We start from the raw sequence: 25,830 nt of genomic DNA, 5'->3' as shown, positions 1-25,830 counted from the left end.
ATGAAGATATGCGGAGTGGCCCAGAGGGTAAGGCGTGAAATGCCGGGCAAACGGGTGGCGCGGCGCATTCTGGGCCCCCCTATTCTGTGCACGGCGGAGCGGCAAGGTGAACCGAGGGTGAACGGGCCTCGGGGGGCGCGGGGGCGACCCACGAGTCTCCCGCGCCGTGTCATCGACCGGCAGTGCCCCGGACACGCACTTGGCGTGAGAACTTCATGCCCCGCGGGATGAACGTGTCACTGGGAGTCAGGCGCCGTGTCTGCCAGGCTCCGGGATCGCTCGGGTTGCCGTGCCGACCGATCGGGGGTCGTCGCAGATGAGGGAGAGGCACAGATGGAGATCAATATACTGGGACCGTTCACTGCTCATGACCACGGGGTGTCGATCGTGCCGAGCGCGGCCAAGCCCCGGCAGTTACTCGCCCTGCTGGCGCTGCACGCCGACCGGGTCGTGACCGTGTCCACGCTCATGCAGGAGTTGTGGGGCGAGTCCATCCCGCGCAGCGCCGCCACGACGCTCCAGACCTACATCCTCCAGCTCCGCCGCAAAATCGCCGGGTCCCTGATCCACGACAGCTCGCGCCAGGCCAAGGACGTCCTGGAGACCCGACACGGCGCCTACGTCCTCCACGTACAGCCCGGCACCCTGGACTTCGTCGAGTTCGATCAGCTCGTCGAGTCCGGCCGCCACGCCACCGAGGCCGGCGACGCCCATGCCGCTTCCCGTCTCTACGGTCAGGCCCTGGACCTGTGGCGCGGCCCTGCCCTCGTCGACGTCCGGGTCGGCAGCGCGCTCGAACTCGAAGTGCTGCGCCTGGAGGAGCGCCGCATGTCCACGCTGGAGCGGCGCATCGAGGCCGACCTGCGCATCGGCCGCCACGCCGAACTCATACCCGAACTCCGTGTCCTTGCGGCGCAGCAGCCCCTGCACGAAAACTTCTGCGCCCAGCTGATGCTCGCGCTCCACCGCGCCGGCAACCCCTGGCGGGCGCTGGAGGCGTACCAGCGGCTGCGGGGCTCCCTGGTGCGGGAGCTGGGTCTCGAACCCTCGCCCAAACTCCAGCGCATCCAGCAGGCCGTCCTCACCGGCCGCCCCGTCGGCTGAGCCGGCGGCCACCCGCACGCACGTCAGGGCCGGCCCCCGTGGGCCGGCCCTGACGTGCGTGCGGTGCCGCCTGCCGTTAGAAACTCGGCGCGGCCGAGGGGGCCTTGAGGTCGCCCAGGTACGGGTGCCACAGGTGGTTCGGGTCCTTCTCCACGGCCTCGACGATCTCCCGCATCGCGGCGAGCGCCTTCGGCTCCTCGTCGTCGTACACGTCGCCCTGAAGCATCTTCAGCACGTCGAGCCGGTACCGGTCGTCCTGGACGAACGCCGTGAACAGGATGTTCAGGCGGTAGTAGATGGAGATGAACTCGTACCAGTTGCGCACGCCGCGGCGCAGCTTCGCCTCGTACGAGGAGAACTGCGCCCGGGAGAAGTCGCCCTTCTCCGCCGCCGCGATGATGTCCTGGCAGGCGATCCGCGCGCTGTTGAGCGCCACGCTGACGCCACTGGAGAAGATCGGGTCGACGAAGCGGGCCGCGTCACCGATGAGTACGAACTTGTCACCGGCGATCTGCTTCATGCCGTAGCTGTAGTCGCCCTCGGTCTTCAGCGGCTTGACCTGCTCGGAGTTCTTGAGCACGTCGAGCAGTTCGGGGCGGCTGGCGATGGTGTCCCAGAAGAACTTCTCCCGGTCGCCGCCGTAGGTCTTGAACCGGCTCTTCTGGCTCACCACACCGACCGAGGTGACCGTGTCGGTGATCGGGATCTGCCAGACCCACGTGTCCGTGACCGGCAGGAAGTGGATGAAGATGTAGTCCGCCTGGTCCTTGTTGACCGCCAGGGCCTTGCGGTCCAGACCGTCGAACCAGGTGTGCACGGCATACTGGTTGAACACCGGGTCCGCGATCTTGAACTTCTCCTGCGAGCCCAGGTGCGTGCGGCGGCCGCTCGCGTCCACGACCATCCGCACCGGGACCTGCGTGCTGCGCCCGGCGATCTTCACCTCGATCTGCGGGTGCTCGCCCGAGAAGTCGACCTTGCCCGCGCGCACACCCTGGAACACCTTCGCGCCCAGGCTCTCGGCGTGCTTCAGCAGGATCTGGTCGAACTTGCTGCGGTCCACGTGGAACGTGTAGTCGCGGTCGACTCCCTTCTGATCCCGCTCGCTGAACAGGATTTCCGCCGCCCTGAAGTCGTGCGTCAGCCCGCGGAAGCCCATGTGGTCGATGTCGCGCTGCTCGGCGGACGTCCACGCCGCGCCGAACTTCTTCGGGAAGCCGGCGGCCTCGACCTTTTCCATGGCGCCGATGTCCAGCAGCACGGGAGTGGTGGCGGGCACCAGGGATTCGCCCACGTGGTCCCGGGGAAAGTTCTCCGCCTCGAAGACGGCAACCGACAATCCCGCCTTGGCCAGGTAGGAGGCGGCCGTTGCGCCGGCCGGGCCACCCCCGATGATACCGATATCGAACTCTGCGTCCACGACACACTCTCCACTTCTGGTTTCGGTCGTCTTGTCAGGAAAGGCCGAGTGCGGCCGGGGCGGGATCAGGCGGGCTGGCGGGACACGTCGTACACCGTGTCCGTGATGCTCCGCAGATTGGCGAAATGCTGCCCGGTGAGGTGAGTCGGCGGGACCACCACGTTGAGTTCGTTCCTGATGAAGGCGAGCAGCAGAGAGGTGTTCATCGAGGTGAGCACTCCCCACTCCAGCAGGGGGGACTCGGCCGTCAGCTCCGGGATGTCGCCCTCGCCGAGGAACGTGTCCTGGACGTAGGTGCTGATGGCCTTGTAGATCGTTTCGCGGTCTGTCGCCGTCACTGATTTCTCCTGTAGGTCGGACGAGGAGCGCCGATGCAGTGCTCGACGAGAACGAGGGTGCGCCAGCGCACTGGAGTACGGCTCGTCTTTCGCTCAGGAGGTGCGAACGCGGCTCGCGCAGTCCTCGCAAACGGCCTTGGAGCAACGTCCGGCATTGGCGCGTAACCACGGGGAGGTGGGCTTCCCTGACCGCCTCGGAGGGGGGAAATCCCATGGCGCCCGTCGAGGTGATTACGGCACAGCGCAGGCCGGCGGGCCGCAGACCGGGCAATTCGACAACGCGGGAGACGGTTCTGGCGGCGGAATCCGCCTTCGCGCGCGACGGATATGAAAAGGCGTCGATCCGGGCGATCGCCAAAGCCGCAAAAGCGGATGCGGCAGTCGTGCGCCACTTCTTCACGTCGAAGGAGGGGCTGTCCGCGGGTGTCATGGAGGACGCCATACAGCCCGTGGACCTGGTGGCCGCCGTCACCGCGGGGGACGGGTCCATGGGAGAGGAACTGCCCCGCGCGTTCCTCCCCCTGTGGGAGGGCGAGCCGCCACCGGCAAGACGCTGGGCCTGCCGCGCTCCGCCCTGACGCACGACGGCGCGGCCGTCATGCCGCGGGACGTCGAGACCTCACAGGTGCTGGTGCCGGTCGCGCAGGCTCTCGGCAGGCCCTGGCCCGAGGTCCCGGCGACGCCGGCGGCCTCGCGGCTCGTCGGCGTCGCGCTGACCCGTTACGTGGTGCGCGAACAGCCCCTGGCGCGCATCATCGGCCCACCGCGCAGCACTACCCGGCCGGGCCGCTCCCGCTGCGCGCCCCGGCCCGGCGGGGCGGGGCGGGGCCGCGCGTTCAGGGGTAGACGTAAAAGCCCCGGCCGGACTTCCGGCCGAGCAGCCCGCCCTCGACCATGCGCGTCAGCAGCGCGGGCGGCGCGTACAGCGGCTCCTTGAACTCCTCGTACAGCGCGCCGGCCACCAGGGCGATCACGTCGAGCCCGATGAGGTCGGCCAGCCGCAGCGGCCCCATGGGGTGGGAGCAGCCGAGCACCATGCCGCGGTCGATCACCTCCGGCTCCGCGTGCCCCGACTCGACCATCCGCACCGCGGAGACCACGTAGGGCACCAGCAGCGCGTTGACGGTGAAGCCGGTGCGGTCCACGGAGCGGATGGCCTCCTTGCCCAGGACGCCCGCGACGAACGACTCGGCGCGCGCCATCACCGCCTCCTCGGTGTGCAGGGCGGGGATCAGCTCGACCAGCGGAATCACCTGGGCCGGGCTGAAGAAGTGCATGCCGAGCACCCGGCCGGGACGGCCCGTCGTCGCGCCCAGCGCCGTGATGGACAGCGAGGAGGTGTTGGACGCCAGGACGGCCTCGGGGTCCCGCACGATGCCGTCGAGCGCCGCGAACAGCTCCCGCTTCACCGCCCGGTCCTCGCGCACCGTCTCCACCACCAGCTGCCGGTCCGCGAGATCCGTCAGCGCGGTGCCGAACGTGACGTGCCCCAGGGCCTGTTCACGGCCCTGGGCGGTGAGCCTGCCGCTGGTGACCGCCCGGTCGAGGGAGGCCGTCAGGCGCTGCCTGCCCCGTTCCGCGGAGGCGGGGGAGCGGGCGACGATCCGCACGTCCCGGCCGGCGCGCGCGCAGACCTCGGCGATGCCGGTGCCCATCACCCCGCACCCGACGAGCCCGACCCGTTCGACGTCGCTTCCGTCCGCGCCCATCAGACGGCCGCCGCCGACCAGTGCAGGAACGTCGCGCCCAGGGACATGCCGCCGCCGAAGCTGCCGAGCAGCAGCAGGTCGCCGGGGTGGAGCGCGCCCTCGCGGTGGGCGTGGTCGAGGGTGAGCGCGACGGAGGCGCTGCCGGTGTTGCCGTACCGCTCCAGCGTGCGGTGCGTCGTCGTGTGGCCGAGGCCGGCCTTCTCGACGAGCTGACTCAGCAGCACCCCGTTCGGCTGGTGCGGGACGAAGTGGCGGACCTCGTCGAGACCGATACCGGTGCGCAGGGACAGGCGCTGCACGGCGGGCGGGAAGTTCTCCATGACGAAGTCCCGCACCCCGCGGCCGTCCATGCGGAAGAAGTGCTCGCCGCGGGCGAGGGTCGCCTCGGACGCCGGGAGCCTGCTGCCGCCCGCCTCCACCCGGATCAGCCGCCGCGCGTCGCCGCGGCTGCCCAGCTCGAAACCGGCGAACCCGAGCCCGTCCGGCACCTGGCCGACCAGCGCCGCCCCGGCGCCGTCGCCGAGCAGTACGGCGGTGCGGCGGTCGGAGAAGTCCAGGCAGCGGGAGTACACGTCCGCTGCGATCACCAGGGCGCGCGCGCCGGGGCGCTCCGCGACGAGGCTGTGCGCCAGCGCGAGGCCGTAGATGAACCCGCTGCACACCACGTTGATGTCGAAGCAGGCCGCGTTCGCCGCGCCGATCAGGTCCTGGACGAGGTAGGCCGTCGGGGGCTGCGGCGAGTCGCCCGTGGAGGTCGAGACGATGAGGAAGTCCAGGTCCTCCGCGGCCACCGGCGACCGCTTCAGCAGGTCCTCCGCCGCTGCCGCCGCCAGGTCGGACGTCGCCTCCGTGGGAGCCGCGTAACGCCGGCCCGCGATCTGCGTCTTGCGTTCGATCCACTCCGTCTCGACGCCGACGCGCGCGGCCACCTCCTCGTTGGTGACCTCGTCCTTGGGCAGGTAGGAGCCGGTTCCGAGAATGCCGATGGTGCCCTTCGCCATGGGAAACTCCCCTTGCTCGTGTGGGTCGGAAGCTGATCGTCCCCGCCCGTGCCTCAGCCGGGAGGGCGCAGCGGGTTGAGCCGTTCGGCGCCGATGCGGGCACGCAGCTCCGGGTCGGTGACGCCGAGCCCTTCGCGCGGCGCCAGGCAGCGCACGCCGACCTTGCCGGTGTGACGGTTGAGTTGCACGAGACGCGCGGCCTCCGCGGCCTCCGTCAGGGGGTACACGGCGGACAGCACGGGCGTCAGCCGCCCGAGCGCGAACAGCCGGTTGGTCTCCGTCTGTTCCTGCATGTTGGCGGCGTGCGAGCCCACGATTCGCTTGCTGTTCATCCACAGGTAGCGGTTGTCGTAGCTGTGCTGGAAGCCGCTGCTCGACCCGCAGGTGACGACCGTTCCGCCGCGGCGGACCACGAACACGGAGATGCCGAACGTGGCCCGGCCGATGTAGTCGAACGCGATGTGCGGGTCCTCACCGACCTCCTTGCGGATGAGCCGCCCCAGCCGCTTGCCCTGCTCGACGGTCTCCTCCGGCGTGGCGGCACCGCCGATGCCGACGTCCGCGCGGTTGATCACCACGTCGCAGCCGAGCCGCCGCAGCAGCGCGGCCTTCTCCGCCGAGCCGACCACACCGACCGGGATGCCGCCCGCGTTCTTGACCAACTGCACCGCGAACGCGCCGAGTCCGCCCGTCGCGCCCCAGATCAGCACGATGTCGCCGAGCTTCATGCGCGCGCCCTTGTCGCTGATCAGCATGCGGTAGGAGGTGGTGGCGGTCAGCATGACGCTCGCCGCCTCCTCCCATGTGAGGTGGCCCGGCTTGGGCATCAGCTGGCTTGCTCGCGCCACCGCGTAGTGGGCGAGCGCGCCGAAGTTGGTTTCGAAGCCCCACGCGCGCTGCCCGGCGCTGATCATTCCGTCGGCGTGCGTGGCGGGTTCCTGGTCGTCGACCTGGATGCAGCCGACCAGCACGTGGTCGCCGATCCGCCAGCGCCGCACGCCCGAGCCCACGCGCACGACGACCCCGGCACAGTCGGAGCCGACGACGTGGTAGGGCTGGTCGTGTCGGCGCGCCCAGCCGCCCTCGCGCCCGTAGCGCTTCAGGAAGCCGAACGTGGGCAGCGGCTCGAACATCGCGGACCAGACGCTGTTGTAGTTGATCGAGCTGGCCATCACCGCCACCAGCACCTCGTCGGGGGCGAGTTCGGGCATCGGCACCCGCCCGACCCGCAGCGATTTGCGGACGTCCTTGTCCTCGACGCCCGCGAACATGCCGGTGTCCTCGATCCGCAGGTGCGCGGCGACGTAGTCCGGGGGGACGTCGGCCCGCGCCAGCTCCTCAGGGGGCGCCCCCGCGATCACGGCCTCGGTCAAAGTATCCATGATTATCCTCTTCGCGGCGCCGGCCCGCGGGCCGGGGTGGCGGTTCGCTGTCAAGGTAAAACGGTGCCGTCCAGGGGTACTCGCGCCCGGCTCGTGCTCCGATCGACCCCGAAGGCCGCGGATCTGCCGGCTCGCGCGCACGCGGAACGGCGCCGGGGCGTGCGTGGGCACACCCCGGCGCCGTCGGATCTTCGCCGCCGGACGGGTCCGTCAGAAGGCCCCTTTGCCGAGCAGGTCGTTGACGGCGCTGATCTGTTCATCCAGCAGCGCGAGGAGGTCGTCCCCGTCCCCCGCGGACTCCGGTCGTGGCTGCGCCGCCGCCTCCTCCTCCGGCTGCGGCGCGGTGCCGGTGCCGGTGCCGGACCCGGTGCCGGTGGCGTCCGCGGCCGGCAGGCCGAGGACGTCGGCCGCCAGATAACGGGCCACGGCCTCCGCGGTGGGCTGCTCGAACGCGAGCGTCGCGGGCAGCGCGCACGCGAAGCGGCGTTCCAGGCGAATCCGCAGCTCCACCGCGGTGATGGAGCTGACCCCGATCTCGAAGAAGCCCTGCCGCGGTTCGAGATCGTCCGCGCCGTCCATGCCGAGCACGACGGCCACCTCGGCCAGGACGAGATCGAGCAGCAGGTCGTCGCGTTCCCCGGGCGGTAGCGCGGCCAGGCGCGCCAGCAGCTCGTCCGTGCCGTCCGGCGCCGCCAGGGCCGACGCGGCGATCTCGTCGAACAGCGGCCAGCGCAGCGACTGCTGGTACAGCGGCAGCAGCAGCGACCAGTCCACCGCCGCCGCGGCGACCGCGTCGTGGGCGCCCGCGAGCGCGTGGTCCAGCAGCCGGGTGCCCGCCTCGGGGGACAGCGGCTCAAGGCCGCTGCGCAGCAGCAGGGACCTGCTGTTCTCGTCCAGCCGCCCGACGCCGTCCCACGGGGCCCACGCCAGCTCGCACGCGGCCAGGCCCAGCGCCCGCCGGTGCGCGGCCAGCGCGGACAGCAGCGCGTCGGGCGCGGCCTGGTGCCCGGCGCCCGCGGCGCCCCACAGCGCGGCCACCGAGGTGAACACCGCGAACAGGTCCAGATCCAGGCCCGCTTCGGTGCACACGTCGTGCAGCAGCCACGCCCCGGCGGCGCGTTCCGCGAGCAGCCTGCCGACCTCGTCGGCCGCGGGCGGCGCGGCGCCCTGCGGGCCCAGGTTCCAGTCCGCGCCCGCCCACACCACTCCGGCGAGCGGCGCCCCCGCCTGTTCCGCCTCCTTCACCAGCGCGCCCGCGGTGTCGCGCGCCGTGCCGGGGTCCGCGAGCGGTCCCGCGGCGACCACGCGCCCCGCGCCGCGTTCCGTCAGCCAGGCCGCCAGGCGTTCCGCGAGGCCGCCGTCGTCACCGGCCACCAGGTAGGTGCGGTCGGCGCGCGGCGCCGGGGGCACGAGCACCGGCTCCGGCTCGGCGCACCGGACGATGCGGGCGCCGAGCCGGCGGCCCGCGCGCACGGCGAGGTGGTCCTCGCCGTCCGGCGCGAGGAGTTCGGCCAGCAGCCAGGACGCGTCCTGCGCCGGGCCGTCCCCGAACGGGTCCAGGTCCGTCACCCCGCCCCATACCGCGGGCCGTTCGACGCCGGTGACCCCGGCCAGCCGGTGCACGGGCGCGTGCAGCGGCGCGGGCGGCTCCCCGGCCCCGACCGTGACCGCGCCCCGCGTGACGTAGTGCACGCGTGCGCCTCCCGCCGCGCCGGTGACCGCCTGCGCCGCGGCGGCGACCGCGGGCACGGAGGCCGCCACCGCGGCCGCGGCGGCCAGGCCGTCCGCGGCCGGGGCGCCTTCCGGCAGGTCGAGCGCCGCCAGGTGGACCACGCCGCGGCAGCCGGGCCCGCGGTGCAGCGCGCGCAGCGCCGCCGTGACCTCCGCCTCCTCCCGCGCCCCCGCCAGCACCTCGACCGTTCCGCCGCGCTCTTCCAGCAGCCCGGCCAGCGCCTGCGCGACGCCGCCGCCGTCGGCGAGCAGCAGCCAGCCGCCCGCGGCCTCCGCGGGCTCCTGGGCCTCCGCCGCCCCCGCCGCCTCGTGCGGGCGCTCGCGCCAGTCGACGCGGTAGAAGCTGTCCGCCACGGAACGGAGTTCGGCCGCGTCGAGCAGCCGGCCCGGCGGGGGAGCGAGCCGCACCCCGCGCGCTTCTGCGATCAACCCGCCCTCCGGCGTGGCCACCCAGACATCGGCGCACAGCTCGCCGTCCGCGCCCGGCGTGCGCCGGGCGCCGATCAGCAGGCGCTGCCCAGGCGTTCCGTACACGGCGGCCGACGCGATATGCCACGGCAGCACGTCCCGCGCCGCCTCGTCCGCGTTCCCAAGGAGCGCGGGCAGGCGCAGCGCCGCGTCCAGCACGTCGGGGCGCATCCGCCACCGCAGCGCCGTGGGCGCGCACTCGACCTCGACCTCGACCGCGTCGGCGCCGCGCACCGCGGACACCGCGCGCAGCGCGCCGCCCCCGCCGCGCGCCGCGAACCACTCCGTCACCCGCGCGTCCGGCGCCCCGCGCACGCCGGGCGCGGGCACCGCGCCCGGCGCGGCGCTGCCGCTGCCCGGCACCGCGCGCCCGGCCGCGAGCGGCCGGGCAGGACCCTCACCGTCGCCCGCGGCGCGGGCGTGGACGGCGAACGCGAACGCGCCGCCCGGCTCCGGGGTCAGCGTCAGCTGCGCCACGCTGCCCACGGCCGGGTCGGTGAGGCAACTGCCGGGCAGGCTCACGTCTTCCAGCCGCCGGACGCGACCGCCTTCGCCCGCGACCGCGGCCAGTGCCATCTCCAGCCAGGCCGCGGCCGGCAGCCGCAGGTGGCCGCCCACCGGCTCCGCGCCCGTCCCGGCCGCCAGCTCCGCGTCGACATCGGCCTCGACGATGCGGGTACGCGGCCCGCCCGCGGCCCGCAGTTCGCGCGCGAGCAGCGGGTGCCGCGCCCCGCCGCCCGCGGCCCCGCCGAAGGCGGGCGCCGCGCCGGGCGCGGCCTCGTGCTCCACCCAGTACCGCTTGTGCTGCCACGGGTAGCGGGGGGCGGCGGCGAGCCGCCCGCCCGCCGGGTGCAGGCGTTCCCAGTCCACGGGGCGGCCCGTGGCGTGCAGCGTGCCGAACGCCGTCATCAGCGCCACCGGGCCGTCGGAGTCCCGCGTCAGGGAGGGGACGAGCAGCCGGTCCGCGACGCCGGCCGCGTCCAGTTCGTGCTCGGTCGGGGCGAGTTGGAGCGAGTGCGGGGACAGTTCGACGAACGTGGTGTGCCCGTCGGCCGCCAGCGCGCGCACCGCGTCGGCGTACCACACCGTGTGCCGCAGGTTCCGCCCCCAGAACTCGGCGTCCAGCGGCCCGTCCACCGGTCCGCCCGTCACCGAGGAGTAGATCGGCACGACGGGCTCGGCCGGACGCAGCCCGGCGAGCCTGGCGACCAGTTCCCGGCGCATGGGCTCGGCCACCGGGCTGTGCGCGGGCGCCCCCGCGGCGACGGGCCGGAAGAAGACGTTGCGCGCCTTCAGCCGGGCCCCGACCTCTTCCAGCGCCGCCGTCTCACCCGAGATCACCGTCGACCGGTGGCTGTTGACGATCGAGACGCACAACCGGTCCTCGTACCCGGTCAGTTCCTCCGCGGTGCGCTCGGCGTCGAGGCCGACGACGGCCATGCCGCCGCGGCCCATCAGGTCCTTCAGCACCTCGGTGCGGTGCACCATCACCTCGACCGCCTGGCCGAGGTCAAGCGCGCCCGCGCACAGCGCCGCCGACACCTCGCCCATGCTGTGCCCGGTGACCGCGGCCGGCTCCACGCCGAGGCCGCGCCATACCTGCGTGAGCGCGTACTGCACGCCGAAGAGCAGGAACTGCTGGTCGAGTTCGGCCGCGGGCTCATGTCCCTGCGCCAGCACCTCGGCGATCGACCAGTCCAGGTGCGGGCGCAGCGCGCGGTCGCAACGCTCGACGGCCTCCCGGAAGACGGGGCTCTCCCGCAGCAGGTCGCGGCACATGCCGCGCCAGAACGAGCCGTGCCCGGAGAACACGAACACCGGGCCGCGCCGCGGCTCCGCGCCCGCCTGCCCGGCGGCGACGCCGGGCACGTCCTCGCCGCGCCCGAACGCCGCGAGCCGTTCCGCCAGTTGCCGCCGGTCGTCGCCGACGACGACCACCCGGTGCTCCAGGTGGGTGCGGCGCAGCGCCGCGGTGTAGGCGAGGTCCTCGAGCGCGGGCGCCGCACCGTCGTCACCGTCGGCCAGCAGCGCGCCCCAGGCGTCGGCCTGGGCCAGCAGCGCGTTCCGCCCGGCCGCGGACAGCGGCAGCGCGTGGACGCGCCGTTCACCTGCGGCCGCGCCGCCGGGCGCCGCCCCGCGCTCCGGCTCCGCGCCCGCCGGGGGTTCCGCGAGCACGACGTGCGCGTTGGTGCCGCTGAACCCGAAGGCGCTGACGCCCGCGACGCGGCGCGCCGCGCCCGGCGCCCACGGCGTCGGCTCGACGGGCACGGCCAGCGGCAGTTCGTCCCAGGGGATGTCCGGGCTCGGCTCGGTGAAGTGCAGGTGCGGCGGTATCTCCCGGTGGTGCAGGGCCAGTACGGTCTTGATCAGCCCGGCGACGCCGGAGGCGGCCTCCAGGTGGCCCACGTTCGTCTTCACCGAGCCGACCAGGCAGGAGCCGTCCCGCTCGCCCAGCACCGCGCCCAGCGCCTGGAGTTCGATCGGGTCGCCCAGCGGGGTGCCGGTGCCGTGCGCCTCCACGTACCCGACCTCGCCGGGCGCCACGCCCGCGTCCGCGAGGGCGCGCCGCAACAGGTCTTCCTGGGCGGGGCCGTTCGGCACGGTGAGGCCGCTGCTCGGGCCGTCCTGGTTGACGGCGGAGCCCAGCAGCACGGCGAGGACGTCGTCCCCGTCGGCGCGCGCGGCGGACAGCGGCTTGAGCACGACGACGCCGCAGCCCTCGCCGCGGGTATAGCCGTCGGCGGACGCGTCGAACGTCTTGCACCTGCCGTCGGCGGCGAGCGCGCCCATGGCGCTGGTGGAGCGGTGGATGACGTCGCTGAGGATGAGGTTCACGCCGCCGGCGACGGCGAGTTCGCTCTCCCCGGACCGCAGGCTGGCCACCGCCAGGTGCACCGCGACCAGCGAGGAGGAGCAGGCCGTGTCGACGGCCAGGCTCGGCCCGTGCACGCCCAGCAGGTAGGACAGCCGTCCGGCGGCGGCGGTGAACGAGTTGCCCGTGCCGTAGAACGCGTCGACGTTGCCGGGGTGCGCGGTGACGATGCCGGCGTAGTCGGTCGAGTTCATGCCGAGGAACACGCCGGTGCGGGTGCCGGCGAGCGCGGCGGGTGGCTGCCCGGCGTGCTCCAGCGCCTCCCAGGCCACTTCGAGGAACATCCGCTGCTGCGGGTCCATCACCCGGGCCTCGCGCGGCGGGATGCGGAAGAACGGGGCGTCGAACTCGTCGACGCCCTCCATGAATCCGCCGTGCCACACGCGCGACCCGCCGAACCGGCCCTCCGGTGCGGGGCGGATGGCGTCCGTGCCGGCGCGCAGCATCCGCCAGTAGGCGTCAGGTCCGCTCGCCCCGCCGGGGAAGCGGCAGCCGAGGCCGATCACGGCGATCGGCTCGTGGCCGGTGACCCCGGCGGCCACCGGCCCCGGCGCGGGAACGGCCGCGGGCGCCTGGGCCCGCGCGGCGGGCGCCGCCGCGAGCCGCGTGTCCAGGTAGGCGGCGAGCCTTTCCACCGTGGGGTGGTCGAGGGCGGCGGTCTTCGGCACCCGCACCCCCAGCGCCTGCTGGAGCTGGCGGGCCAGCTCGACCGTGCCGAGGCTGTCCATCCCCAGCTCGGTGAAGCCCTGCGTGCGGGCCGGGGTGCCGCCCTGCGGCAGTCCGAGCACCGCGGCGGCCTTCCGCGCGACCAGGTCCGCCAGTTCCGCCGGGTCGGGCCGGTGCCCGGCCGTCTCCACCGCGGCGGAGACGGCGGGAACGGCGGGAACGGCGGGAACGGCGGGCGCCCCGGGAACGGCAGCAGCCGTCGGCGCCCCGTCGCCCGGCGCGCCCAGCCGCAGCCCGGTCGCCTCCGCGACCACCCGGCCGGCGGCGTCGTACAGCCGCAACTCCCCGTGCAGCGCGGCGAGCCCGCCGGCCGCGACCTGCGCGTCCGGCCCGGCCGCCTGCGGCGTCTCGAACCACAGCCGCTCGCCCTGCCACGCATAGCGGGGCAGCCGCTTGTCGACGCCTTCGCCCGCCGGGGCGACCGCGTCCCACGCCACGTCGGCACCGGCCGTGAACAGCGCGGCCAGCGAGGCGCGCGCGGTGTCCACGTCGTCCGTGTCCCGGCGCAGCGAGGGCACGACGGTGCCGTCCAGGCCCGCCGCCTCCAGGGACTGGGTCAGCGGCTGGGCGAGCACCGGATGCGGCCCCAGCTCGACGAACGTGCGGTGGCCCGCGTCGAGGAGTTCCGCCACCGCCCCGGCGAACCGGACCGGCCGGCGGACGTTCCGCCCCCAGTGCGCGGCGTCGAAGCGGCCGTCGCCCGGGGTCGTGGGGACGATGCGGACGCGCGGCTCGTGCGGCGCGAGGCCGTCGAGCAGCCCGACCAGCTCCGGCTCGAACGGGGCCATCTGCGGACTGTGGAACGCGTATCCGCCGGGCAGCGTCCGGCAGGTGAGGCCCTCGGCCTTCAGCGTCGCGGTGAACTCCTCGACCGCGTCCGGCTCGCCCGCCACGACGGTGCTGCCCGGGGCGTTCGCCGCCGCGACGCACAGCCGCTCCCCGTAGGGCGCGAGCCGCCGTTCCGTCTCGTCCTCCGGCAGGGCCACGGCGGCCATCCGGCCCTGCCCCGCGGCGTGTTGGAGCAGCCGCCCGCGCAGCACGGCGATGCGCACCGCGTCCGCCAGGTCGAGTGCGCCCGCGACGTGCGCCGCGGCGATCTCGCCCATGCTGTGGCCGACGACGGCCGACGGCTCGACGCCCCAGGACCGCCACAGCGCGGCCAGGGCCACCTGCACGGCGAACACCACGGGCTGGGCGATCTCCGTGTCCGCCAGCCGGGAGGCGTCCCCGTCCGCGGACAGCTCCTCGACCACCGACCAGCCGGCGGCCTCGCGGATCAGGGCGTCGCACCGGTCCAGGGCTTCGCGGAACGCGGGCTCCGCCGCCCGCAGCCGCAGGCCCATCCCGGCCCACTGCCCGCCCTGCCCGGAGAAGACGAAGCACACGCCGCCCGGCCCCGCGCGCTCGCCCACGACCGGCGCCTGCGCGGTGAACGCGTCCAGCGCCGCGGCGAGTTCGGCCGCGCTGCCGCCGGTGACGGCGAGCCGGTGCTCCGCATGGTGGGTGCGGCGGACGGCCGCGGTCCGCACGAACGACGCCACGTCCGCGAAGCCGTCCGCGCCCTCCCGCTCCTCCGCCTCCTGGCCGCCGAGCCGGTCGCGGTGCGCCGCGGCCAGGTCGCGCAGCGCCGCGGCCGAACGCGCCGACAGCGGCAGCACGAGCGCGCGGCCGTCCGTTCCGCCCGCGCGGGCACCTGGCGCGGTCGCCCGTTCCGGCGGGGACTCCACCAGCACGTGCGCGTTGGAGCCGCTGAGCCCGAACGCGCTGACCCCGGCGATCCGCGGCCGCCCCGCCGGGCCCGGCCAGTCGACGGGCCCCTCGGTCGGCGGCACCCGCAGCGGCCACTGGTCCCAGGCGATGTTGGGGTTGGGCTCCTTGAGGTGCAGGTGCGGAGGTATGCGGCCGTGCCGCACCACGAGCGCCGCCTTCAGCAGCCCGGTGATGCCCGCGGCGCCGTCCGTGTGCCCGAGGTTGGCCTTCACCGAGCCGATGACCAGCGGGTCTTCCGCGCTCCTGCCGCGCGCGAGCACATCGCCGAGCGCCCACGCCTCGATCGGGTCGCCCAGCGGGGTGCCGGTGCCGTGCGCCTCCACGTAGCCGACGTCGTGCGGGTGGATGCGCGCCGCGGTCAGCGCGTCGGTGATCAGGCGCTGCTGCGCGGTCGCGCTCGGCACGGTCAGCCCTGCGCTCTGCCCGTCGTGGTTGACGGCCGAACCGCGGATGACGGCCAGCACGTCGTCCCCGTCGGCCAGCGCGTCGTCGAGCCGCTTGAGGACCAGCACGGCGCAGCCGTCGCCGCGGACGATACCGTTGGCGCCCGCGTCGAACACCTTGCAGCGGCCGTCGGGCGCCATCGCGCCCGCCTTGCACATGAAGACTGTCAGCTCCGGCGACAGCAGCAGGTTGACGCCGCCGACCAGCGCCGCGTCCGACTCGCCGGTCAGCAGCGACTGGCGGGCGAGGTGGACGGCGACGAGCGAGGAGGAACAGGCGGTGTTCAGCGACAGGCTGGGCCCGTTCAGCCCGAGCAGGTAGGACAGGCGGCCCGAGGTGAAGCTCGACTCCTTGCCCGTGGCGTACCAGGGGTCGATCCCGGCGATCCCCGCGTCGCGGGCGTGCGCGAGAAAGTAGTCCACGCCGAGGCCGCCGGTGAACACCGAGGTCCGCGTGCCCGAGAGGTCGCCCGGCCGGATTCCCGCGTCCTCCAGCGCCTCCCAGGCGACCTCCAGGAGCAGCCGCTGCTGCGGGTCCATCTGGCGGGCCTCGCGCGGCGCGATGCCGAAGAACGCCGCGTCGAAACGCTCGATGTCCGGCAGGAACCCGCCCCACCGCGTGTACATCGTGCCCGGCGTGTCCGGGTCGGGGTCGTAGTAGCGCTCCAGATCCCAGCGGGACCTGGGCACTTCCGTGATGACGTCGGTGCCCCTCAGCAGCAGCCGCCACAGTCCTTCAGGACCGCTGCCGCCGCCGGGGAAGCGGCACCCCGCGCCGACGATGGCCACGGCCTGGTCGCCGTCACTTCTCATGGTTCCTCCGTGAGTGGTGAGTTCCGGCGGGCGCCGGTCCGGCGCGGGCGCCGGTGCCGCGCGGTGCCGCCCCGGTCAGGAACGGGCCGCTTCGGCCTCGGTCAGGAGCAGGCGCCGGTCGAGCTTCCCGTTGGGGGTCCGCGGGAGTTCCGCGCGCACGGACAGCCGGTCGACGATCATGTAGGTGGGCAGCCGCTCGGCGCACCGGCGTTTCACGGCGAGCAGCGAGGGGCGCTTGTCCCCGGCCGGTACGACGACCGCGTGCAGTTCGGCGGCGAGTCCCTGCCCGAGGACGAGCACGGCCGCCTCGGCCACGCCGTCCAGGGCGGCGATGACCGCCTCCACCTCGCCCAGTTCGACGCGGTGCCCGCGGATCTTGACCATGTGGTCGCGGCGGCCGACGTAAGTCAGGTTGCCGTCCGCGCCCCGCCGGGCCAGGTCGCCGGTGCGGTAGGGGCCCTGCTGCCGCGGCCCGCCCCAGTAGCCGAGCATCACGGTCGGGCCGCTCACCACCACCTCGCCCTCGGCGGCGCCCTCGGGGTCGAGGACCACCGTGTCCCCGCTGCACGCCGAGCCGATCGGGACGGCGGTGTCCCGTTCCAGGTCGGCCTCGGTGACCTCGTAGGAGGTGCACACGTTCGTCTCGGTCGGGCCGTACCAGTTGAGCATCCGCACCTTCGGCCACGCCTGCCGCAGCGTGCGGACGTGGTGCGGCGCGAACGGCTCCCCGGCGAACACGCACGCGCGCAGCGCCTGCGGCGGCGGGCCGTCCAGCAGGCCGCCCTCGCGCATCATCTGGCTGAGCGCCGAGGGCACCGAGTACCAGACGCTGATCTCCCTGTCGTGGATGAACTGCGCCAACTGCGTGGGCGCGTAGGCCAGTTCCTCCGGCACAAGGTGCACGGACGCACCGGCGAGGAACGCGGCGTACAGGTCGAAGACGGAGAGGTCGAAGTTGAACGGCGCGTGGTTGGACAGCCGGTCCGCCGGGCCGACCTCCAGCTCCGCCGCCGCCCAGGTGACGAACGCCAGGGCCGCGCGGTGGCTGATGCACACGCCCTTCGGCGCGCCCGTCGAGCCCGACGTGTACAGGATGTACGCGGGCTCGTCAGGACCGGCCGGGTGGTGCGGCGGCGCGGCGGCGCCCTCGTCGGCGAGGCGCAGCAGCGGGGCGAAACCGAGCAGTTCCGCCGCGTCCCAGTCGGCGGCGCGGGCGCGGCGTTCCGCCTCCTCGTCGGCGACGACGAGCACGGGCTCCGCGCTCCGCACGATCAGCGCGAGCCGCGCCGGCGGGTTGGTGCCGGTGACCGGCACGTACAGCGCGCCGAGCCGCAGGGCGGCCTGCATCACCGCGATCGGGTGCAGCCCCTTGCGGCTCCAGATCACCACGCGGTCGCCGGGCCCCACCCCGCGGGCGGCGAGGGCCGCCGCGTACCGGTCGGCCAGCGCGTCGAGTTCGCGGTAGGACACGGGTCCCTCGGGGCCGTGCACGGCGACGGCGTCCGGGCGGCGCCGCGCCGAGTCGGCGAGCAGCTGGTGGAGCTTCACAGTCCCAGCTCCCTCGCGACGAGTTCCCGCTGGATGTCGGAGGTGCCGGAGAACAGCACGGCGGGCACGGCGTCGCGCAGTGCCGCCTCGATGCCGTCGGCCTGCTGGTACCCGCGCCCGCCGAAGATGCGCACCGCGTCCAGCATGCTGGTCAGCACGCCCTCGGAGACCGCGAGCTTCGACAGCGCGATGGCCAGCGTGGCCGGCCCGCCGCGGTCCATCTCCCAGCAGGCGCGGTACAGCAGCAGCCGGGCGCTCTCGGTGCGCAGCTTCATCTCCGCGATGCGGTGCGACACCGCCTGGAACTTGCCGATCGGCCTGCCGAACTGGCGCCGTTCCTTCGCGTGCGCCACGCACTGCTCCAGCACGCGGTCGGCGAGCCCGACGTAACCCGCGAAGAGGCAGGCGCGCTCCCAGCCCATCGAGTGCTGGAAGATCACGCCGCCCTGACCCGGCGCCCCGAGCACCTGCGCGTCCGGCACGAAGCAGTCGTCGAAGCGGACGCTGCCCGCCGGGCACTGCCGCAGACCCATCTTCTCGAACGGCTCGCCCGCACCGACCCCGGCGCTCGCGCGGTCCACCACGAAGCCGGTGGTGGCGAACGGGCCGGCCTTCGCGTCCGTGGTGGCGTAGGTGACGTAGACGTCGGCGGCCGGCCCGTTGCTGACGAAGCTCTTCTCGCCGTTGAGGACCCAGCCGCCGGTCACGCGTTCCGCGGTGACGCTCAGCCCCGAGACGTCGGAGCCGGCGCCGGACTCGGTGATGGCGTTGCCCGCGATCAGCTCGCCGCCGGCCATGCCCGGCAGGAAGCGCCGTTTGACCTCCTCGGTCGCGAAGTCGGCGATTGGCATGCCGCAGGCGAAGAGGTGCGCACTGACGCCGAAGACGAGGCCGGTCTCCGCGCAGCCGCGGCCCAGCGCCTCCACGGCGTGCGCGGTGTCGAGCGCGCCGAGCCCGCCCCCGCCGTAGGCGGCGGGCAGCGACAGGCCGAGGAGGCCGAGTTCGCCCAGGCGCTGCCAGTCCTTGCGGGAGTAGTACTCCTGCGCCCCCGGCGCGCCGGGCGGGAACGCCTCGCGCACGGCGGCCAGCGTCCCGTCGTACCGGGCGCGTTGCTCATCGGTCCAGTCGAACTTCACGGTCTCTCATCTCCCGGGCGTCAACAGTGCTTCGCGTGCTCCCGCGCGCGCGGTCAGGTGGTGGCCCGCCCCGCGGGCACCGGGACGGACTCCCGCGGAACGGGAGCGGCCGGCGCCTCCCTGCGGAGAGCGATGCCGAGCAACGGCGACGTCATGGCGGTGGTGACCAGCGCCATCATCACCATGGCGGTGAAAAGTTCGGTACTGAGCAGCCCGAGGCCGAGACCGACGTTGAGAATGACCAGTTCGGTCAGCCCCCGGGTGTTCATCAGCAGGCCGAGCGTCGTGGATCGGTGCCAGCTCATGCCCGTCGCGCGGGCGGACAGCAGCACGCCGCCGAGCTTGCCCGCGCAGGCCGTCAGGATGATCAGCACCATGTGCAGCGCCCCGGTGGCGGTCAGCGCGGTCAGGTCGACGGACAGGCCGGTGACGACGAAGAAGACGGGCAGCAGCAGCCGGCTCAGGTGCTCCAGCGGGATGAACGCCGCCCGGTGCATCAGCTCGTGCTCGGGGCCGCGCGGCATGACGAGACCGAAGACGAACGCGCCGAAGATGGCGTGCAGCCCGATCTCGGAGGTCACGTACGCGGAGCAGAGGGCGCCCGCGGCGGCGAGCATCGGCAGATAGGGGGTGGCCGCCGTCGCGTGGCGTACCAGGCGCCCGAGCAGCGGGCGCACCACCCACACCATGGCCACGATGTAGACCGCACCCCAGCCGACGACACCGAGGAACCCGGCCGCCCCGGTCGCGGTGACCAGCGCCACGACGATGGCCAGCAGGCACCAGGCGAGGATGTCGTCGAGGGCGGCCAGCGCGAGGGCCAGCGTGCCGACGGGCGTCGACTGGATGCCGCGGTCCGCGATGATGCGCGCGAGCACAGGGAACGCGGCGATCGACATGGCCGTTCCCATGAAGAGGGCGAAGTCGAGGAAGCGCAGTTCCTCCCCGTTCACCGTGTCGTGCGCGCCGAACAGCACGGCGGCGAGCCCGATGCCCAGCGCCATCGGCAGCGCCGCCCCGCAGAACCAGATGGTCGCCGTGGTGCGCCGCCGGCCGCGGAGCGTCGCGAAGTCGAACTCCCAGCCGATCAGGAACATGAAGATGAGCAGGCCGAGTTGCGCGACCACGCCCAGGTGGTCCCGCACCTCCACAGGGAAGAACAGCTCGGGCAGGTCGCCGGGCAGCAGGCCGAGCAGGCTCGGCCCGAGGCAGATCCCCGCGGTGATCTCGCCGATGACGGCGGGCTGCCGCAGCCGGCGGCTGAGCAGGACGAAACCCACCCCGACGAACAGCACCAGAGCGATGCCGCCAATGGCCGTGGTGAGGATCCATTCCGAGTCGCCCGATTGGGCAAGGCTCACGATAACTCCTGAGGGTGGTCGGCGCCGTTCGGTGCGATCGACATGTTCAGAGGTCGTGAGCAGGATCGGGACCCGCGCTTGAGACGCGGTCAAGACATGGAAGAACCCCCGCGGGACCACCCGGAAACGGGTGATCCGGCGGGGGTCTTCGGAAGTATGGCCCGCCGGCCGAGGTGCCGCCTCGGCCGGCGGGCCGCGCGCCCGGTCGGGGGTCCCGGCGCGCTGTCCTGAGCAGGACAGGACGGGGCCCTGTCGCTCAGGGGCTTGTGGTCAGGTGGTGCGGGTGAGCCCCTTCGTTACGACGAGGAAGAGAGCGAGCGAGACGACGGCCAGTCCTCCCAAGCGGCCCGGGTCTGCCGCACTGGCCTGCGCAGTCGCTTCGGACACGGAATGTAGCCCATTCGAAGGAGAGAAGTACAGTACCGTACTGTACTCCGAAGGGGAGTTCGGCGTAAACTGCCGCCCATGTCGATGGCGCCGCTACCGGGCGGCCAGGCCCGCAGGGATCAACTGCTCAAGGTCACGCTCGAAGTCCTTCGTGAGAACGGCTACGACCGGCTCACCATCGACGAGGTCGTCGGGCGGGCACGCGCCAGCAAGACGACGGTCTACCGCAGGTGGCCGTCGAAGTCCGCGCTGGTCGTCGCCGCACTCGTCGACGCCATCAGCGACCTGCCCGCCAGCCACGACACCGGCTCGCTCCGCGGTGACCTGCTGGCCTACTTCCACGACCTGATCGATGAGATGGAACGTCTCGCCGACATCATGGCCGGTCTCGTCGGCGAGTTGAGGCGCAACTCCGAACTGGCCACGGCCATGCGCAAGGGCTACATCGACGCGCGCCGGCAGCCCGTCATCGACGCCTTCATCCGTGCCAGGGACCGCGGGGAGATCGCCAGCACCGCGGACGTGGACCTGCTGTGGCAGATCGCTCCCGCGGTCATGTTCTTCCGCCGGCTGCTGACCGGAGTGCCGGTCGAGCGTGAGGAAACGCATCGTCTGGTGCACGACGTCGTCCTCCCGCTGGCCTTCGACGCCCCCCGAACCCCTCCGCCTCACCACAGCACCCCCTGACCCCCGCCCCCGAGTCGGGCACCGGTCGGCGACGCCGTGATCAGCGAGACCACCCGGCCGTCGCCCGCCGGCAGTCGCCGGGGCATCCGGTCCATAGCGGCGAACCCGCCCTCGGAGAAGTCGCCGTCGGCGGCGGCGTCGCACAGCCGTCAGGCGGCACGTTCGCCTGTTCCGGGTCCATGGTCAGGCCGCGGTTCAGTCACCGGCCCACGTATCCGGCGGCCTCTCCGGTGACGCGCCGACCGGCGCCCGCCGTCGTGGGGCACGCGTACCGCTGGCGGTCCGCGTCCGGCTTGAGACATTCGGCGCGGGTGCGGGACCGGCGGCTCCGCATGCGGCGGGCGGCGTAACTTTACCTTCCGGATGGTAAAGTTACGGTGTGAGACCGAGTTCGAGGAAACAGATTCTCCAAGCCGCGGTGCGGGTGACCGCGCGTGCGGGGATCACGGCGCTGACGCTGGAGGCCGCGGCGGAGGAGGCGGGGCTGACGAAGGCGGGGCTGATGTATCACTTCCGCACCCGCGAGGACCTGCTGCGGGCGATCCAGCGGCACCTGATCGACGCGTGGGAAGACCACCTGCTGGCCGAGCTGGGCAAACCGCTGGACGAGGCGACCCCGCGGGAGCGGGCCGCGGCGTACGTGCGGTTCGGACCGCACGATACCGAGAGCCGCGCCGAGTTGGCGTTCATGGTGGAGGCGGCCGCCCACCCGGAGCTGACGCGGGCGTGGGAGGAGCTGGCACAGCGCTGGGTGCCCCGGCCCGCCACGCCCGACCCGGAGGCGGTGGAGCTGTTCCTCGCGCGGCTGGCCGCCGACGGCCTGTGGCTGCTGGCCGCCACCTCGCCGGGCGGTCTCGACCCGCAGGTCACGGAAGCCCTGATCGAGCGGATCGCCGCCCTCACCGATCCGGCGGCCGGCCCGGCGGTCTGAGCGCCGCGTTCCGTTCGACGTTCAATTGCGGAAAGTCATGGTGTGGAAATGAGCAAGGTGCGGCGCTGGCTGCTGCTCGTAACGGTCTCGGCGGGTCTGCTGCTGATCTCCGTGGACATGACGGTGCTCTACACCGCCCTGCCCACGCTGACCGCCGACCTCGGGGCGGACTCCTCGCAGAAGCTGTGGATCATCAACGCGTACCCGCTGGTGATGGCCGGGCTGCTGCTCGGGGCGGGGACGCTTGGGGACCGCATCGGGCACAAGCGCATGTTCATGGCCGGTCTCGTCGTGTTCGGGGCGGCGTCCGTCGCCGCCGCGGCCGCCCCGTCCCCGGCCGCCCTCATCGGCGCGCGGGCGTTTCTCGCGGTGGGCGCGGCGGCGATGATGCCCGCCACGCTGGCGCTGATCCGCGTCACGTTCGACGACGCACGCGAACGCGGCATCGCCATCGGCGTGTGGGGAACGATGGCCGTCGTCGGCACCGCGCTCGGCCCGATCGTCGGCGGGCTGCTGCTCGAACACTTCTGGTGGGGCTCGGTGTTCCTGGTCAACGTGCCCGTCGTCGTGCTCGCACTGGCCGCGGCGGCCGTGTTCGCCCCCGGCGGCCGGGGCAGCCGGGACCGGCCCTGGGACGCGCTTGCCTCCCTCCAGGTCATGGTCGGCCTGGTCGGCCTCGTCTACGCGATCAAGGAGACGGTCAAGCCCGATCCCGCGCTGTGGCACGGCGCCGTCGGGCTGCTCGTTTCCGCGGCCGGGTTCTGGGCGTTCGCACGGCGCCAGCGCGGCCGGCCCTACCCGCTGATCGACTTCTCCCTCTTCCGCAGCCGGCGGCTGCTGGCCGGCGTGCTCGCCGCGGGCCTGGCGATGTTCGCCACCGCCGGAATACAGCTCGTCCTCGCCCAGCGACTGCAACTGGTCCTGGAGCTCACGCCGTTGCACGCGGGCCTGCTGGTGGCCGCATTCGCCCTCGGCGCCCTGCCCGCCGGCGTCCTCGCCGGCAGCCTGGTCCACCGCACCGGCGTCCGCCCGCTGATCGGCGGCGGCCTGCTGGTCGGCGCGTTCGGCGTGCTGGCGGCCCTGCTGATGACCCCGGGAGCCCTGGGCCCCGTGGGCGCGGACGGCAGCCCCGCCTGGGTCGTGCCCGGCATGGTGGTGGCGGGCGCGGGCCTGGACGTGGTCATGACCGCCGCCTCCATCGCCATCCTGGGCGGCGCCCCGGCGCACCGGGCCGGTATGGCCTCCTCGGTGGAGGAGGTCTCCTACGAGCTGGGCAATGTCACCGGCGTCGCCATCCTCGGCAGCATCCTGACCGCGGTGTACGGCGCGACCGTCGCCCTGCCCCCGGACACACCGGCCTCGGCGGGCGACAGCCTCGACGAGGCCCGCGCAGTCGCCGCCGCACTGCCGGAGGCGCAGGCCCGCAGCCTGCTGGACTCCGCCGCCAGCGCCTTCGACAACGGCTACGCCCTGACCATGACCCTCGTCATCACCCTGCTGACGGCGGGCGGCCTGGCCGTGTACCGCTACCTGAGGCACGAGCAGCCGACCGGCGCGGAGACCGTCGCGCACTGATCGTCGCGGGGGCGCGGCGGCGCCGCTACCGGGTCGAGTGGGCGAACAGGAGGCCGAGCCAGAGCCAGCCGACAATGATCGCGGCGCGCTGGAGGAGACCGGTGCGGGGGTGGTCGTTCTCCCACGCCTGACCGAATGCCGCGGCGGCGGCGAACATGAGGATGGCGGTCAGCGCCGAGTACCACTTCCACACGGTCTCGGGCAGAACGAACGCCGCGATGATCGCCGCGATCGGCAGGGAGCCGAAAACGATCGCTCCGGCCCAGTCGTGCCACTGGTGGCGCGCCGACGTGTCCGTTGGTGTCCCCTCGGGCGTTCCCGGCGGATAGCCCCGCATGGCGTCCATCGGGAACACGCCCGACGCGATCAGCGAAACCCCGAACGCCCCGATCACCAGGGCGAGCAACAGGCTGTCCGCCGCGTCCGAGAGGGCGACCGCGCCCGCCGTGATCGCCAGGCCGCAGACCATGAAGTTGGCCGTCTGTATCCAGCCCCGTCGACCGAGCGCCAGTGCGCTGACCGCATGCCGCCCCGGGTGATACCCGGGGCGGGTCCAGCCGTCGAGGAGGAAGGTGACGACGAACAGCCATGAGCCGAACGCGCCGAGCCACAACAAGCCCGTCACCGCCTCGTCCTCCGCCGAGTCGACTCCGTCACGGAAGCGGGTCTTCGGGACACGGTGACCGTCCATCCAGTGTGGTGACGTGCTGTGACGGCCGAACGTAGTGAGGGCGGACCGCTCCGTCAAGCGCCGTGCCGCCGCCGCGGCCGGCTCGACGGTCATCGGCAGGGGCCGGTCAGGCCGGCCCCCGCCGGCGTTCCTCAGGAGCCGGTGGCCCAGGCGTGGTGGAGCCGGTCGACGATGCTGTCGTTGCGCAGGGTCAGCGTCAGGTCGGTGCCGCTGCCCTCGATGGCGTAGAGGGAGTACCAGTCGTAGTCCGGCCGGTGCGTGTGTTTGCCGCCGAGAGCCGGCCAGTAGACGGCGCCCATGTCGTGGGAACGGACGGTGTCGGTGGCGGCGCGGATGTAGCGGACGAAGTTGTCGCCGCTGTCCGTGTCGTTGTAGTTCCTGCCGTCGTCCAGCGGGGCGCCGAACTCGTCCAGGACGGTGCGGGAGCCGCAGTCGCCGATCCGGGCGTCGAAGGTGTCCACCCACTCGTCGTAGCTCATCTCGGCGAACTGGAACGCGTAGAGGTGGAGCGACAGGTAGGTCCCGTCGAGGCGGGAGTCGTCGCACACGTACGTGACGTCGCCGTTGTAGCCGTGGCCGCTGACGAAGACCCGGTCCCTGGGAACCGAGGGGCGGTCCGCGATCCAGGCGGCGGCGATATCGGCCCAGTCCCCGGCGCTGTAGCCGTGGGGTTCGTTCATCGGCTCGAAGTAGACGCGGCTGTCGGACCCCCACCGGTCGACGACGGCGTCCCACATCGTGTTGAAGTGCTGCATGTCGTCGATCCGGCCGTTCGACGCTGCCCCTTCCCACATGGAAATGATCACGTTGAAGCCGTTTTCGGTCGCGGCGTCGACGGCTCCGGCGTACGCGTCGCCCCACGCCGTACCGGGGTACGAGTCGAAGTTGATCGGCAGCCGGACGGTGTTGGCGCCGATGCTGCTCTCGAACTGATCGTAGACAACGGCGGCCTTGGCCTTGACGGTGTCGTAGCTGTCCGCCTCGCTCAGTCCTTCGGGAACGACAGGGCCGTCGGTGAAGTTGTCGCCGGGCATGGCCCAGTTCACGCCCCTGAAGTCGGCGGCGGCCAGCGGGGCGGGCTCCGCGGCCGGCTCCGCCGCGGTGGCCGATGTGTACGACAGTGCCACGAGCGGCACGGCGACAACCGCGCACAACGCTGCCGACAGGCCGCGGCGACGGCGGTGCGCGCGTGCGGGGAGCACGGTCGGCCGTGCCCTGCCGGTCGTGCGGTGGGCATGGAAGTGGCGCATGATCTCCCTTTCGTGATGCGTCAGGCCGCCGGGGCGGCGGCGCGGGCGGGGCAGGTCGGGCGGTCGGCGGACGGCCGGCGACGTTCAGGAGGCCGCGATCACTCCGCGCCCGGCAGTGCTTGCCGTTCGGGTGGGTGAGGTGTCTGCCGTTGACGGCAGTCACCGGCACGGCCGGTCGCGCGGCGGGCGGACATCAGGCAGCTCCTGGGGTGGGGGACTCCCCGCCGTCCGTGCGGGGCGCGCCGTCGGTGGCCGCCCACCGATGGCGTATGCCGTTCACGGTCGACCGACTCGAACACCCCGTCAATCAACACAACATGCATCGATCAAAATCGAACGAATCCGATCGCCAGGTCATGCGCCCGATCCGGTCCGCCCCCGAGTGTTGACGGCCCGTGAGGGCGGCGCTAACTTTCCATCGATATTGCGAACCGCGTTCGATATATCAAACGGTCAAGCGGTCGGGAATGCCCCACACATGCCGGCT

General features: G+C 73.3%; 17 protein-coding genes. 6 read left to right on the top strand and 11 right to left on the bottom strand.

What is annotated here, in order from left to right; all coding sequences use genetic code 11:
• Positions 1-333: 333 nt before the first annotated feature.
• Positions 334-1,104, top strand: coding sequence for an AfsR/SARP family transcriptional regulator (locus STBA_RS09800; RefSeq protein WP_077058876.1), 771 nt, complete (start codon positions 334-336; stop codon positions 1,102-1,104).
• Between the two features lie 76 nt (positions 1,105-1,180).
• On the opposite strand, the gene STBA_RS09795 is transcribed toward STBA_RS09800, so the two are convergent.
• Positions 1,181-2,524, bottom strand: a complete 1,344-nt coding sequence (locus STBA_RS09795; protein WP_077058875.1) for an NAD(P)/FAD-dependent oxidoreductase — start codon at positions 2,522-2,524, stop codon at positions 1,181-1,183.
• Between the two features lie 65 nt (positions 2,525-2,589).
• Positions 2,590-2,862, bottom strand: coding sequence for a hypothetical protein (locus STBA_RS09790; protein ID WP_077058874.1), 273 nt, complete (start codon positions 2,860-2,862; stop codon positions 2,590-2,592).
• A 212-nt stretch (positions 2,863-3,074) separates the two neighbouring features.
• Between STBA_RS09790 and STBA_RS09785 the strand changes: the two genes are divergently transcribed.
• Both STBA_RS09785 and STBA_RS39455 read left to right on the top strand, forming a co-directional pair.
• Positions 3,075-3,440: a TetR family transcriptional regulator gene (locus tag STBA_RS09785; protein ID WP_077058873.1), complete on the top strand. Its 366-nt coding sequence runs from the start codon at positions 3,075-3,077 to the stop codon at positions 3,438-3,440.
• 20 nt (positions 3,441-3,460) lie between these two features.
• Positions 3,461-3,799, top strand: a complete 339-nt coding sequence (locus STBA_RS39455) for a hypothetical protein (protein ID WP_366510922.1) — start codon at positions 3,461-3,463, stop codon at positions 3,797-3,799.
• Here the strand turns inward: STBA_RS39455 and STBA_RS09780 are convergent.
• From STBA_RS09780 to STBA_RS09750, 7 genes are all read right to left on the bottom strand, one after another.
• A complete protein-coding gene (locus STBA_RS09780; protein WP_077058872.1) occupies positions 3,699-4,571 on the bottom strand; it encodes a 3-hydroxybutyryl-CoA dehydrogenase in 873 nt (290 codons plus the stop codon). The genes STBA_RS39455 and STBA_RS09780 overlap by 101 nt on opposite strands.
• The gene (locus STBA_RS09775; protein ID WP_077058871.1) at positions 4,571-5,572 is read right to left on the bottom strand and encodes a ketoacyl-ACP synthase III; all 1,002 of its coding nucleotides are present in this window, start codon (positions 5,570-5,572) and stop codon (positions 4,571-4,573) included. Before STBA_RS09775 ends, STBA_RS09780 begins: the two co-directional genes overlap by 1 nt.
• A gap of 53 nt (positions 5,573-5,625) precedes the next feature.
• Positions 5,626-6,954 (bottom strand): crotonyl-CoA carboxylase/reductase, encoded by a 1,329-nt coding sequence (gene ccrA / locus STBA_RS09770; protein WP_077058870.1) that lies wholly within the window; start codon positions 6,952-6,954, stop codon positions 5,626-5,628.
• 210 nt (positions 6,955-7,164) lie between these two features.
• Positions 7,165-15,777 carry a type I polyketide synthase gene (locus STBA_RS09765; RefSeq protein ID WP_077058869.1) on the bottom strand — a complete coding sequence of 2,871 codons (8,613 nt, stop codon included), beginning with the start codon at positions 15,775-15,777 and terminating at the stop codon, positions 7,165-7,167.
• 75 nt (positions 15,778-15,852) lie between these two features.
• Positions 15,853-17,325 (bottom strand): amino acid adenylation domain-containing protein, encoded by a 1,473-nt coding sequence (locus STBA_RS09760; protein WP_077058868.1) that lies wholly within the window; start codon positions 17,323-17,325, stop codon positions 15,853-15,855.
• The gene (locus STBA_RS09755) at positions 17,322-18,461 is read right to left on the bottom strand and encodes an acyl-CoA dehydrogenase family protein (RefSeq protein WP_077058867.1); all 1,140 of its coding nucleotides are present in this window, start codon (positions 18,459-18,461) and stop codon (positions 17,322-17,324) included. The genes STBA_RS09760 and STBA_RS09755 overlap by 4 nt, the downstream gene beginning before the upstream one ends.
• A 53-nt stretch (positions 18,462-18,514) precedes the next feature.
• Complete coding sequence (locus STBA_RS09750) at positions 18,515-19,822, bottom strand: cation:proton antiporter (protein ID WP_077058866.1); 1,308 nt, start codon at positions 19,820-19,822, stop codon at positions 18,515-18,517.
• A 465-nt stretch (positions 19,823-20,287) separates the two neighbouring features.
• Here STBA_RS09750 and STBA_RS09745 point away from each other — a divergent pair, with 465 nt between their 5' ends.
• From STBA_RS09745 to STBA_RS09735, 3 genes are all read left to right on the top strand, one after another.
• Complete coding sequence (locus tag STBA_RS09745; protein WP_079251826.1) at positions 20,288-20,896, top strand: TetR/AcrR family transcriptional regulator; 609 nt, start codon at positions 20,288-20,290, stop codon at positions 20,894-20,896.
• A gap of 379 nt (positions 20,897-21,275) precedes the next feature.
• A complete protein-coding gene (locus STBA_RS09740) occupies positions 21,276-21,827 on the top strand; it encodes a TetR family transcriptional regulator (protein WP_077058864.1) in 552 nt (183 codons plus the stop codon).
• Between the two features lie 48 nt (positions 21,828-21,875).
• Complete coding sequence (locus STBA_RS09735) at positions 21,876-23,402, top strand: MFS transporter (protein ID WP_077058863.1); 1,527 nt, start codon at positions 21,876-21,878, stop codon at positions 23,400-23,402.
• Positions 23,403-23,427: 25 nt separating this feature from the next.
• On the opposite strand, the gene STBA_RS09730 is transcribed toward STBA_RS09735, so the two are convergent.
• Together STBA_RS09730 and STBA_RS09725 are read right to left on the bottom strand one after the other, a co-directional pair.
• Positions 23,428-24,093, bottom strand: a complete 666-nt coding sequence (locus STBA_RS09730; protein WP_079252371.1) for a DUF998 domain-containing protein — start codon at positions 24,091-24,093, stop codon at positions 23,428-23,430.
• A 131-nt stretch (positions 24,094-24,224) separates the two neighbouring features.
• Positions 24,225-25,343: a cellulase family glycosylhydrolase gene (locus tag STBA_RS09725; protein ID WP_077058862.1), complete on the bottom strand. Its 1,119-nt coding sequence runs from the start codon at positions 25,341-25,343 to the stop codon at positions 24,225-24,227.
• Positions 25,344-25,830: the final 487 nt, after the last annotated feature.

The sequence above is a fragment of the Streptomyces sp. MP131-18 genome, from assembly GCF_001984575.1.
GTDB classification, from domain to species: Bacteria; Actinomycetota; Actinomycetes; order Streptomycetales; family Streptomycetaceae; genus Streptomyces; species Streptomyces johnsoniae.
This window is presented reverse-complemented; position numbering and strand designations above follow the sequence as displayed.